Genomic DNA, 11,787 nt, shown 5'->3' on the forward strand with positions numbered 1-11,787 from the left:
TGTAATATTATAGTCTGACAGCGATCCCTCGCCTGCTTTGTTGTGACTAAACGGGTTTCTTTGTCATACGGAAAAGGAAACGGATCAAATACAGTATACTTTGTTCGTCCCACTTATTGTAAAACTTTTTTGCATCTATAATCAAATGTACCGCTTATCCCGGTGGATAGACATATCCTTTGAAATGAATACAGCCCACTTTCACAATATGGAAAGTGGGCTGTACTCTGTCTACCGCTCTATGCGATGAACCTGGCGGTGATCAGTCTGACGCGGCAAGCACCTGTCAGCTGACTGCATACCATCCTATCCTCTAAACGCAGCCAGCCTCCGGTTCAGATCCGCCGTCTGGCTGTAGATCTCCTGGTAGATGGCAAACAGCTGATTATAGCGCTCTGCCCGCTCTCCATCTGGCTCATATGACCTGGATGTGCGCAGGAAAGCCGCTGCACAGTCGGCCAGCGATCCAAACCAGCCGCTGCCATAGGCTGCCAGCATCGCCGCCCCCATCGCCGGTCCCTGTTCATTCTCCAGCCGGATCACCCGGGCATTGAAAATATCCGCCTGCATCTGCAGCCAGGTCTCATTACGCGCTCCGCCGCCGATCGAGATCACTTCGGTGATCGTCTTGCCGGACTCGCGCAAAATGTCAATCGACTCCCGCAGTGAGAAGGTGATACCTTCCAGCACCGACCGGGCAAAATGCGGCAGTTTGTGCGAAGCATCCATCCCGATAAAGCTGCCGCGAATATCCGCGTCCGGATGCGGTGTGCGTTCGCCGACAATATATGGAGTGAACAGCAGTCCTTCGGCTCCAGCTGCAATCCCGTCAACACCCTCCAGCAGTTCCTCAAACGACAGATCTTTGCCGAACGTACTGCGGAACCATTCGAGACTGTAACCGGCCGCCAGCGTCACACCCATAATGTAAAAAGCATCCTTTTCCCCATGATTGAAAAAGTGCACTTTGCCTTCAAAATCCAGATCTTTGCGCTCTTCGTAGGACAGCACGACTCCGGATGTGCCGATACTGCACATCGTCTGTCCCTCGGTCAGAATACCTGCACCAATCGCTCCACAGGCATTATCCGCGCCGCCTGCATAGACACGTGTGCTGCTGCCAAGTCCGGTGCGCTCCGCCACTTCCGGCAGCAGTCCACCCACATCGTCAAAGGATTCCACCAGCCGCGGACAGAGTGACAGCGGCAGATCAAATGCTCCTGCGATCCGCTCGCTCCAGGATTTGGCGGTAATATCCAGCAGCAGCGTACCTGCCGCATCTGAATAATCCATCGCCAGATCACCGGTCAGCCGGTAGCGTACATAATCTTTGGGCAGCAGGAACAGGGCGGCCCGGCTCCAGTTGTCCGGCTCATGCTCCTGTACCCACAGCATTTTGGGCAAAGTAAATCCTTCCAGCGCACGGTTGCGGGCGATCCCCAGCAGATCCGCACCCAGCTCCTGCTCGATCCGGCGGCACTGGGCGGTCGTGCGTGTATCATTCCACAGTATGGCCGGACGTACAACCTGATGATCCTGATCCAGCAGAACCAGACCATGCATCTGCCCGGAGAAGCTCATCCCTTCTATTTCCTCTGCCGGTACGCCGGATACGTCCAACAATCTGCCCAGCGAGATTAGCGTCTGCTCCACCCAATCCTCCGGGTTCTGCTCGCTGTATCCCGGCTTGGGCTGGGATAGCGGATAGGACTCCGCTGTCTCAAACGCCACCTGTCCCTGCTTGTTGACCAGCACGGTCTTAACCGCGCTGGTACCGAGATCGACTCCAATTACATAGCTCATCCCTGTTCCTCCTCGGAAGCTGCTTGCACAGCCATTTTCTAAGTATGCCGATACCGCTTTTTGTGAACCTGTCGCTCTGTCCTGCCGGATGGCGCATTTTCATAGAGATCCATATAAAAATCGCTTCCCCGGCTTGTTCCCTTACGGGACCCAGGGAAGCGATCATTCCTTGTTCAGCTTCGATGCACAGCATGGATGTCAGATGTGATTCATGCGCAATATTTCGCTTATTCGGTCACCAGATACTGGTTTAGTGTCGCTTTGAGCAGCTCTTCGCGACCGGATTCGTTTGGACGCGGATTCTCGTTATTCAGTGCATATTCCGCCAGGGAAGACAGTGTGGCTTTGCCGCCAACCACGTCGGCACCGATGCCTTCACGGAAGCTGCTGTAACGCTGGTCGATAAAGTCTTCAAAGACGCGGTCTTCCAGCAGGCGTGCTGCTGTTGTCAGACCTTTGGCAAACGTATCCATACCGGCTATATGAGCGATCACCAGGTCATCCGGGGTAAAGGAAGGACGGCGTACTTTGGCATCAAAGTTAATACCGCCGCGGCCCAGACCGCCATTTTGCAGCACTTCGTACATGGTAGTCGTTGCTGCATACAGGTCTACCGGGAATTCATCCGTATCCCAGCCGATCAGCAGATCGCCCTGGTTCGCATCCAGCGAGCCGAGCATGCCTTCCGTACGGGCCACGCGCAGCTCATGCTGGAACGTATGGCCGGCCAGTGTGGCATGATTGGCTTCCAGGTTCAATTTGAAATGATCGGTCAGATCATATTTTTTGAGGAAAGAAATCGCTGTAGCCGCATCAAAGTCATACTGGTGCTTGGTCGGCTCTTTTGGCTTCGGTTCGATCAGGAACTGAGCATCAAAGCCGATTTCCTTGGCATAATCGACAGCCATATGGAACATGCGGGCCATATTGTCCTGCTCCAGCGCATAGTCCGTATTCAGTAGCGTCTCGTAACCTTCACGGCCGCCCCAGAACACATAGTTTTCGGCGCCCAGACGTTTGCCGACTTCCAGACCTTTTTTGATCTGTGCTGCTGCATGAGCGTATACATCCGCATTGCATGTCGATGCCGCACCGTGCATAAAGCGCGGGTTGCTGAACATGTTGGCTGTATTCCACAGCAGTTTTTTGCCGGTCTGCTTCATATGTTGTTCAATCATATCGACAATTGTATCGATATTGTTGTAAAATTCGCGAAGACTGTCTCCTTCGGGAGCGATATCCACATCATGGAAACAGAAGTATGGCATGCTCAGTTTGTCCATCAGCTCGAACAGTCCTTCGACGCGAGCCTTGGCCAGATCCATGCCTGTATAGGAGCCCCACGGCCGGGAAGCGGTTTCAACACCAAACGGATCAGCACCGCCGGCAACCAGTGTATGCCAGTATGCCATACCGAAGCGCAGATGCTCTTCCATCGTCTTGCCCGCTACGATCTGGGACGGGTTATAAAATTTGAAAGCATAGGGATTTTTGGATTGGACACCTTCGTAAGCTACTTTCTCAACATTTGCAAAGTAAGCCATTACATAAATCCTCCTCTTATGTGTTCATGGGCGTGAAATTTCACGGCAGAACAGGTAGTCCATCACCCGGTGAGCTGTCCGCTGCGCAAAATAGCCGCTTGAAAGAAATCGTTTACATCGCTATCCTAACATATACAATATACTTTGTCTATGCATTAAACAAAGTCTTGAAAATGGAATAAAGGAGACCCGTTCATGAAGATTACAGGAGACCAGGCACTCGTCAAAAGAATCAACAAATCACTTCTGCTGGACAGTATTCGCCAGCACGCACCACTGTCACGCGCAAGTCTCTCCCGTCTCATCGGGCTGAACAAAGCTACCGTCTCCAATCTGGTGCAGGAACTGATTGACGATCAACTTGTACTGGAATCCGGAGAAGGACAGTCCAGCGGCGGACGCAAGCCGCTCATGCTGGAATTCAACCGTACCGCCGGCTATGCTGCCGGTGTGGAGCTGACCGTCAACGAACTGACTATCGTGCTCACCGATCTGGAAGGAGAGATTATCGCCCGTCAAATGATGCCCTTGCAGGATCACCAGGTATCCACGACCCTGGAATTGATGCAGCAGATGATGACCCGGCTGCTGACCGAAGTCCCTGCCTCTGTGCACGGGCTGGTCGGGATGGGCGTCGGTGTGCCGGGCATGGTCGATGCGCTGGGCAATGTGCTGTTCGCTCCCAACCTCGGCTGGGAAGGCGTACCGCTGCGCGAGGAACTGGAGCAGCTGTTCGGACTGCCCGTGACGATCGATAATGAAGCCAATGCTGGCGCAATCGGTGAACTGCAGTTTGGCGCTGGACGGCATGTCCGCAATCTGGTCTATGTCAGTGTGGGCATGGGGATCGGCTCCGGTATCATTATCGATGGCGAGCCGTACAAGGGCGCACGCGGTTATGCCGGAGAGACCGGTCATATGTCGGTCGAGGCGTACGGTCTGCCCTGCTCCTGCGGCAGCAGAGGGTGCTGGGAGCTGTATGCGTCGGAGCTGGCCTATGATCATGCGCTTCGTGATCCGCTGCTGGACAGTACCACCGCCTACTGGGTACAGCAGGCGCAGTGGGACGAACCCGAAGCGATCGAGCTATTCCGACGGATTGGCGAATACCTTGGGATCGGCATCACTAATCTGGTCAACAGCTTTAACCCGGAAGTCGTTATTATTGGCGGCCATATGCGGCAGGCGCAGCCATGGATCGCACCGCACGTGCAGTCAGTCGTATCGCAGCGCACCCTGCCGTATCACCGGCAGAAGCTGGTCATCCAGTATTCCGAACTGGGCGATCAATCTACCGTAATCGGGGCAGCCTATGCGGCCATTTCACAGTTTCTGGGACGTGTGCGGGTATCGGTATAAAATGCCGATTTCCCTGCCCGGTTTGCTTCGTCCGGATTCTATTTTTTGAATCGAATTATAATCGTGATCGACAACATGAAAATGATGATGAACAAGCTGCAGGAATGCGATGAGATGATGACCAACATAATGACCATAATACGTGATATGCAACAAGCCAGCATGTAATTCACACTGTTGTGTGAATGTATGCTGGCTTGTCGTGTAACGGAATGAAGAGATGGAGAGTCGTCTGCCGGTGCAGATACGGCTCTCTTTTTTATAGGTTGCATGCCGGACTGCTATTCGCTGCTGTAGATTTTTATCATCTCCAAAAATTTTCAGCAGCTTATTTCTGGGCAGATCCCATTTCAGTAGAATCTAATGACAGGATTGCTCACGGCTGTCCTGTTCAGTCGCCTCGGACTGGATCTGGCGGGAGACATGGATACGCTGCAGCTTGAGCTCCCACCACTGCTGAAGCAGCTGCTTTTTGGACAGTTCATCCGTACTCTGGCGGATATCTTCATATACTTGCATTAATTTATAATTGATACGGTCAAATTCTCTCCACAGGTTCTCCATAATCGCCCATTCGCTGGAAGTGTTCCAGTGGCACAGGCTCTCCAGGATCTGCTCCTGCCATTCCAGGTCGCCGAGCTGGATCGCATAATTCAGCAGGTCCAGATAGTCGTCATTACGTTCCGATATTATTTTCTGAATACGATTCACAGTCATTCACACCTTTGCATTCTTTTTATACCGAGTATTATACTCGGAATACAAGAGAAAACAATAGGCCAGCTATTCCATTATCAATCCGCCGGTTATAAATTTATTGAATGGGTTAGCTTCTTCTCTGTCAATCCTCTCTAGACTGCTTTGTCACATCATCGACATGCACTTGATACCCTACGGCAGCTGCTCACTCAATTGCTTAAAATTTGACGTAAAATTGCCTTATTTAGGATGAACCGAATTCGGTATTATGATCTATAATTTCGTTATTGGTAATTGTAGGATATTCAAAAAAAAGAAAAGGCTGTTACAGCCGCTATGCAAACATATAAATAGATAGAGATCAACCATTTGTGAAACGGAGAGAGCAACCATGAATTTCTGGGGAACTGCCGACATTTCGCTGCCTTTCTACTTTATGATGTTCTTATTCGCGCTCATCATTGTTCCTCTGCTCAGTCTGGGTGTGTTTAACTTCTCACAGGCCAAGCGAAAAAAAGGCATGTCTTTGTTAATGGCCGGTTTTGGAATTTTTCTGATTTTTCAGGCCATATCGAGTGTCTGGTTCTAGTATTGAAAAAACAGACGTTAGGGAAGTCGCATGTATATGAGTTCATTTGTATGAATCGGCACTAGTGTCTAACCCCAATAAAGCCAGTGAGCATATCGTCCGCTCACTGGCTTTATTCATGCGGACAATAATAAAGTACTCATTCGAATGTACCGTGCATAGTACCAGCATTGTCATCTTATTCCTTTTATTGTAAGTGGATGAATTCCTGTAATACAATGAAGATCATTCATACCATACAGAAACAAACTATCCCAATCAGGAGGATACCGATGAAAATACCGATAGCAGGTTGGTGTCTGCTGCTGATGCTCACAGGCTGTACCCCGAATCACAGTCCTGATCTAACAGCACAACAAGCCGGACGATTAACGATCCAGACAGAGGATAACCAACGAATCCCTGTCGAACCGATTTCCCCCCATCAGAACAAAGACAGCATATTGGGGACAATACTGAAGCAGAAGAATGCTGCTGTACCGTATGTTCAATTAGGAGAACAAATACATATCCAGTTTGGTGGAACCACACCCTCAGAAGCAGTGATTACAGATTCTATTCTGCAGAAAAATGGTCAGGATACCTATTCAAAATCATCCCAGGATATGATGAAGCTGGCTGTGAATCAAGGAAGTATATCATTCAAAATTCCGTCCAACTCCGATGCCTGTCTCAGTTCAGATTTCCAATCTTATCAACCCGGACGTATTCTTAGGGGCTTTCGCCTTTCTTATGACATGCATGGACAGAAACAGGAATACTTATTTGTAATTAGAACCGATGCTGCATTACAGGCGGCTGCTCCTGCTCTACCCAGCATTCCTGTAAAATGAGATCTATGGACAATAATATCCGCTGTAGACCTTTACTTCCATTTTCAAAATGGATCAAAAAAGCCGGAATGTGCAGTACGCACATATCCGGCTGATTGATATACTCTTTTATGATATACATCCAGTAAATACGACTGCAAATCAACCAGCAGGAAGAAATGCAAAATCGTGTTGTTTATTTTCCGTATTTACCTGCTACATTACAGGGTTACTGCTGCATGCTCCATTGCTTCGATGAATTTCTCGGCATCCATCGCTGCCATACAACCGCTGCCTGCTGCAGTGATCGCCTGGCGATACTTGGTATCCTGTACGTCGCCACAGGCGAATACGCCGGGGATATTGGTCTCGGCTGTACCTGGAGTGGTCACGATGTAACCATTCTCATCGGTCGTGATCTGTCCGCCGAGGAATCCGGTGTTCGGGTGGTGACCGATCGCTACGAATACGCCATGCGCCGGGATCACTTCTTCCTGGCCGGTTGCATTGTTCATTACTTTCAGACCGGTAACGCCCATATCACCTGCTACCACTTCAACCGGTGTATTGTTCAGCGCCCACTCGATTTTCTCGTTGCTGCGTGCGCGATCCTGCATGATTTTGGAAGCGCGCAGTTCATCACGGCGATGCACGAGGGTTACTTTGGAAGCAAAGCGGGTCAGGAAACTGGCTTCTTCCAGAGCGGAGTCGCCGCCGCCCACCACGATAATCTCTTTGTTGCGGAAGAAGAAACCGTCACAGGTCGCACAGGTGCTGACACCGCGTCCGATATTGTCCTGCTCATTCGGGATGCCCAGGTACTTGGCTGTAGCACCGGTAGAGATGATCAGCGTCTCGGCGACGATCTCGCCTTTACCTTCGACCTGCAGCTTGAATGGACGCTCGGACATGTCCACGCTGTCGACCCAGCCGGTGAAGAATTCGGCGCCAAAGCGCTCTGCCTGTTTGCGCATATTGTCCATCAGTTCAGGACCCATGATGCCTTCCGGGAAGCCCGGGAAGTTCTCGATTTCGGTCGTGGTGGTCAGCTGTCCACCTGGCTGTGGTCCTTCGATCACCAGCGGGCTCATGTTGGCACGAGCCAGATAAATCGCAGCAGTCAGTCCGGCAGGACCGGTACCGATAATAACGGATTTGTACATTTGAATTCCTCCATTTATATTGTGAGTGCGGCGCTGCAGCACATCCAGTCGGGACCATGAAACAGGTCAGAATCGATCATGCTGCACATACGCCAGTACTTGATCAACGAAAAGTTAAAACTAGTTTGTATTTGGAATTGGAAGTTATATTTATTATACATGCGAATAATTAAGTTGTATACAATTTATTTGTTTTGAAGATATTATCATTATGCTTCCACTTATGTCTGGAGTCAAATGAAGTTTTGATGAAACGGCAAAAAGGCAAATCCCCTCGCATTCCGGGAGATTCACCCTTTATTACACTTGGTATAATTGGAATAAGTGTCTATCAACTGTCCATCAATCGTACACTTTGCCCCATCCGTATCCTGCTTCATCGGATACATCTTCCGGCATACCCGGCAGGATCAGACCTCCATCCACACGCAGGTTGATGCCTGTAATATAGGAAGCTTCGTCTGAAGCGAGCCAGGCGACTGCTTCTCCGATATCGGCAGGTGTGCCCATACGTCCGAGCGGAATCTTTTTGCCGAGCGGTTCGGTCAGTGCATTTTGCTCCATCCGGTTGACGGTAGCGCCCGGTGCGACGCAGTTGACCCGGATACCATGAGGCGCCAGCTCCAGCGCCAGAGAGGCACTGGAACGGATCAATGCTGCCTTCATCCCGCCATAGATGCTGTCCCCCGGATAAGCCCGCTCTCCGCGAGAAGAAGTAATATAGATGATATTGCCGGGAATCTCGCGGTCAATCATCGCCTGCGCCGCATAGCGCGTCGCCAGAATCGGCGCCCGGTAGTTCAGATCGATCATCCGGTTAAAATCGTCTTTATTCAAATCCAGCAGCGGTGAGGATTCCCCGCCACCCGAGTTATTTACCAACAGATCGAGGCGTCCATAATGCTCCACCGTCTGCTCAATCGTCGATTTCACTTCATCCTGATTGGTCAGATCGCTCTGAATAACCAGCGGGGCGGCTCCATAGATATGAGCCAGCTCCTCGGATACGGATTGTACATCCTCGGAGTCGGAATAATAGGTAATCGCCAACCGGTAACCCTTTTGTGCGAGAATCTTGGCGATTCCCCGGCCCAAACCGATGCCAGCACCGGTTACGAGTGCGACTTTGCGATGCTGCTCCTGCTGTAGATTCGTCATAATGAGGCTCCCTTCAGATCGTGTATGTTGATCATTACCCCGCTGTTTGTATGGTAAACGTATGTTATAGCAGCAAATGTATTCCCGGTTGGGTATGTTCCTTCCCGCATGGCAGGCACGACAAAAAGGACAGTACGGATAACTGTCCTTTTTGCTGCTTGCTGTTATTTAGCCGTGTGTCAGCGTCCGCCGCTTGTCCAGCGTCTCCTGCCAGATCCGGCGCATATACAGGGAAGCTTCCGGCAGCTGCTCCCGGGTTGCCCCTTCCAGCGAGATATCGATATGCGGCTTGTACTGCTGCAGCAGCTCAAAGAAATACGGATAATCAAGCATACCGGTGCCAGCTACACATTCCTGCTTGGTGCCATCCTCGGTGAAGCGAAAATCCTTGGCATGAATGAGAATGATTCGTTCTGCCAGCTTCTCAAATACCCCACGCAAAAACGACTGCTGGTCATCCATGAATTCATGCTTCATCATATTGCACGGATCAAACAGCATGCCTACGGTGGAGGAAGGCACTTCTTCGATCAATCGCTCCATCAGTTCCGCCGTATGCAGCGTATGTACGGCAACCGGCTCGATCGCCATATGTACGCCCCATTTCTCCGCTTCCTCGGCCAGTTCCGAGACAGTTTCCCGCAGTACTTTCCAGCCGACTTCCCGGTAGCTGTCCGGGTAAGCTTGCTGGTAGGTAGTCAGAGAGCCGGTCTCTGTAGCGACCATACTGCAGCCAAAGTCACGGGCATAACGCAGATGTTCCTTGAACCGGTTAATCTCCTGCCGCCGGATGTCCAGATCCGGATGGACCGGATCGATATAACAGCCGAGTACAGCGATGCGGACGCCGTGACGATCGAATTGTTCGGCGATCATATGGCCGAGTCCGGGACTTAGCTTGCCAGTGCTCGTATCCACATCGGAGATCGCTTTGGCGAGGGCGAGCTGTACGCCCTTGAATCCACCCTCTGCGACTCTGGCCGCCAGATCGGCGACGGGCTGCTTGCCGTATAGATGCGATAATACTGCCTGTCTCATGGTGACACCTCCCGATTCAGTCATGAAGCTGGTTTAACGTGCCATCCATCCGCCATCCACACAGATAATATGTCCATTCAGATAATCCGAAGCTTCGGAAGCCAGGAATACAATCGGTCCCTTCATGTCTTCCGCTTTGCCCCAGCGCCCCGCAGGAATACGCTCGGTAATCGCATCGAAGCGTGCCTGATCGGCGACGATCGGAGCCGTATTGTCGGTCATCATATAGCCCGGCGCAATCGCATTGATCTGGATGCCTTTGGAGGCCCATTCGTTCGCCAGTGCTTTGGTAATACCGGCCACCCCGTGCTTGCTCGCCGTATATCCGGGTACATTGATTCCGCCCTGATAGGACAGCATCGAAGCGACGCTGATAATTTTGCCGCTGCCGCGTTCGATCATATGGCGGCCGACCAGCTGGGACAGATAGAATACGGTCTCCAGATTAATATCGATCACATCGGCAAAGTCTTTCCATGAGTGATCGACAGCCGGTGTACGGCGGATAATGCCTGCATTGTTGACCAGAATATCGATACGTCCCTTGAACGCCAGCGCCTGCTTCACCACATCCTCCAGCCGGTCATGCTGGCTCAGATCGGCTTCGATGGAATAGGCGTCTCTGCCCAGTTCGCGGATCTTGCTCACCGTCTCGTCACTGCTTGAATAGGAGACACAGACCACATCGGCTCCGGCTTCTGCCAGCCCCAGTGCCATTCCCTGACCGAGTCCGCCGCTTGCACCGGTTACGAGTGCTACCTTACCGCTCAAATCAAATGCTTTCATCCCTGCTCATCCTCCTGTAATTGGATTGCTGTTATCCCCTGTTCTAATCCGGCGATCAGGATGCCGAACCTCCCTGATCCAGCGGGATGCCGGCCTGACGGAACTGCTCTGCCTGCTCCGCCGACAGTCCGCTGTCCGTAATAATGCTGTCGAGTTCATGACAACCTGCAAACGTCCAGAGGGCAAACTGCCCGAATTTCTGATGATCGATCACGCCGTAGACATGCTGTGCCGTCTCCACGAGTGCTTTTTTGAAAGGAACCAGATCGCCGGTATAAATGGACAATCCGAACTCCGGATGCAAGGCTGTAGACGAGACAAATGCCTTGTGAATATTCAGTCCGCGCACATATTCAATCGCCTGGCTGCTGACCAGCATATTGCGGTTGCGCTCCCCGCCCGGAACGACTAGCCGGATCTGTTCACGCTTGGCCAGTTCGCTGAGGATAAACAGATCATTGGTCACCACCGTCAGCGGCATCGCCGGCAGGCGGCGGGCAATCTCCAGTGTGGTGCTGCCGCCATCCAGCGCGATAATGTCATTGGGCTGAATATAATGCAGCGCCCGTTCGGCGATCTCGGCCTTTTCCGGCATATGCTTGGTGTTGATTCCCTGGCCGGACAGAATACCGTATTGATCGTTCTGAGCCAGTACGGCGCCTCCATGTACCCGGACCAGCAGGCCCATTTCTTCCAGCTTGGCGAGATCCTCGCGGATCGTCTTGCCGGTTACATTCAATGTATCGCTAAGTTCGCCTACCGTAATCTCCTGGCTGGCGATCAGTATTTCCATAATGCGTTCATGCCGCTTGAGTGCGCTCATCCTAACCCCCGTC

At 51.6% G+C, this 11,787-nt stretch carries 11 protein-coding genes; 3 read left to right on the forward strand and 8 right to left on the reverse strand.

All coding sequences use genetic code 11. The features are described from left to right. Window positions 1–306: 306 nt before the first annotated feature. Both xylB and xylA read right to left on the reverse strand, forming a co-directional pair. Window positions 307–1,803 carry a xylulokinase gene (gene xylB, locus WH45_RS19600; protein WP_046216117.1) on the reverse strand — a complete coding sequence of 499 codons (1,497 nt, stop codon included), beginning with the start codon at window positions 1,801–1,803 and terminating at the stop codon, window positions 307–309. A 227-nt stretch (window positions 1,804–2,030) separates the two neighbouring features. After that, a complete protein-coding gene (gene xylA / locus WH45_RS19605) occupies window positions 2,031–3,347 on the reverse strand; it encodes a xylose isomerase (protein WP_046216118.1) in 1,317 nt (438 codons plus the stop codon). Between the two features lie 195 nt (window positions 3,348–3,542). On the opposite strand from xylA, the gene WH45_RS19610 reads away from it, so the two are divergent. Next, entirely contained in the window at window positions 3,543–4,706 is a 1,164-nt protein-coding gene (locus tag WH45_RS19610) for an ROK family protein (RefSeq protein ID WP_046216119.1), read from the forward strand. A 360-nt stretch (window positions 4,707–5,066) separates the two neighbouring features. Here the strand turns inward: WH45_RS19610 and WH45_RS19615 are convergent, their stop codons facing one another. Next, window positions 5,067–5,417, reverse strand: a complete 351-nt coding sequence (locus tag WH45_RS19615) for a hypothetical protein (protein WP_052723876.1) — start codon at window positions 5,415–5,417, stop codon at window positions 5,067–5,069. Window positions 5,418–5,796: 379 nt separating this feature from the next. On the opposite strand from WH45_RS19615, the gene WH45_RS19620 reads away from it, so the two are divergent. Then, window positions 5,797–5,994 carry a hypothetical protein gene (locus WH45_RS19620; RefSeq protein WP_046216121.1) on the forward strand — a complete coding sequence of 66 codons (198 nt, stop codon included), beginning with the start codon at window positions 5,797–5,799 and terminating at the stop codon, window positions 5,992–5,994. A gap of 272 nt (window positions 5,995–6,266) precedes the next feature. Next, on the forward strand, window positions 6,267–6,827 hold the full coding sequence (locus WH45_RS19625; protein WP_046216122.1) for a hypothetical protein: 561 nt from the start codon (window positions 6,267–6,269) through the stop codon (window positions 6,825–6,827). A 200-nt stretch (window positions 6,828–7,027) separates the two neighbouring features. On the opposite strand, the gene trxB is transcribed toward WH45_RS19625, so the two are convergent. The 5 genes from trxB to WH45_RS19650 all read right to left on the reverse strand — a co-directional run bounded on the left by trxB (window position 7,028) and on the right by WH45_RS19650 (window position 11,774). Then, window positions 7,028–7,969 carry a thioredoxin-disulfide reductase gene (trxB, locus tag WH45_RS19630; RefSeq protein ID WP_046216123.1) on the reverse strand — a complete coding sequence of 314 codons (942 nt, stop codon included), beginning with the start codon at window positions 7,967–7,969 and terminating at the stop codon, window positions 7,028–7,030. Between the two features lie 342 nt (window positions 7,970–8,311). Next, window positions 8,312–9,127: an SDR family NAD(P)-dependent oxidoreductase gene (locus tag WH45_RS19635; protein ID WP_046216124.1), complete on the reverse strand. Its 816-nt coding sequence runs from the start codon at window positions 9,125–9,127 to the stop codon at window positions 8,312–8,314. 168 nt (window positions 9,128–9,295) lie between these two features. Next, a complete protein-coding gene (locus tag WH45_RS19640; RefSeq protein ID WP_046216125.1) occupies window positions 9,296–10,165 on the reverse strand; it encodes a sugar phosphate isomerase/epimerase family protein in 870 nt (289 codons plus the stop codon). A gap of 33 nt (window positions 10,166–10,198) precedes the next feature. Continuing rightward, window positions 10,199–10,951 carry a 2-dehydro-3-deoxy-D-gluconate 5-dehydrogenase KduD gene (gene kduD, locus WH45_RS19645; RefSeq protein WP_046216126.1) on the reverse strand — a complete coding sequence of 251 codons (753 nt, stop codon included), beginning with the start codon at window positions 10,949–10,951 and terminating at the stop codon, window positions 10,199–10,201. Window positions 10,952–11,006: 55 nt separating this feature from the next. After that, the gene (locus WH45_RS19650) at window positions 11,007–11,774 is read right to left on the reverse strand and encodes a DeoR/GlpR family DNA-binding transcription regulator (RefSeq protein ID WP_046216127.1); all 768 of its coding nucleotides are present in this window, start codon (window positions 11,772–11,774) and stop codon (window positions 11,007–11,009) included. Between the last annotated feature and the right edge of the window lie 13 nt (window positions 11,775–11,787).

This window comes from Paenibacillus wulumuqiensis (assembly GCF_000971965.1).
GTDB classification, from domain to species: domain Bacteria; phylum Bacillota; class Bacilli; order Paenibacillales; family Paenibacillaceae; genus Saccharibacillus; species Saccharibacillus wulumuqiensis.

Bases quoted from the DNA above. Each gene is read 5' to 3' on its own strand.
- xylB (WP_046216117.1), bottom strand. From the start codon at position 1,803: ATGAGCTATGTAATTGGAGTCGATCTCGGTACCAGCGCGGTTAAGACC.
- xylA (WP_046216118.1), bottom strand. From the start codon at position 3,347: ATGGCTTACTTTGCAAATGTTGAGAAAGTAGCTTACGAAGGTGTCCAA.
- WH45_RS19610 (WP_046216119.1), top strand. From the start codon at position 3,543: ATGAAGATTACAGGAGACCAGGCACTCGTCAAAAGAATCAACAAATCA.
- WH45_RS19620 (WP_046216121.1), top strand. From the start codon at position 5,797: ATGAATTTCTGGGGAACTGCCGACATTTCGCTGCCTTTCTACTTTATG.
- WH45_RS19625 (WP_046216122.1), top strand. From the start codon at position 6,267: ATGAAAATACCGATAGCAGGTTGGTGTCTGCTGCTGATGCTCACAGGC.
- trxB (WP_046216123.1), bottom strand. From the start codon at position 7,969: ATGTACAAATCCGTTATTATCGGTACCGGTCCTGCCGGACTGACTGCT.
- WH45_RS19635 (WP_046216124.1), bottom strand. From the start codon at position 9,127: ATGACGAATCTACAGCAGGAGCAGCATCGCAAAGTCGCACTCGTAACC.
- WH45_RS19640 (WP_046216125.1), bottom strand. From the start codon at position 10,165: ATGAGACAGGCAGTATTATCGCATCTATACGGCAAGCAGCCCGTCGCC.
- kduD (WP_046216126.1), bottom strand. From the start codon at position 10,951: ATGAAAGCATTTGATTTGAGCGGTAAGGTAGCACTCGTAACCGGTGCA.
- WH45_RS19650 (WP_046216127.1), bottom strand. From the start codon at position 11,774: ATGAGCGCACTCAAGCGGCATGAACGCATTATGGAAATACTGATCGCC.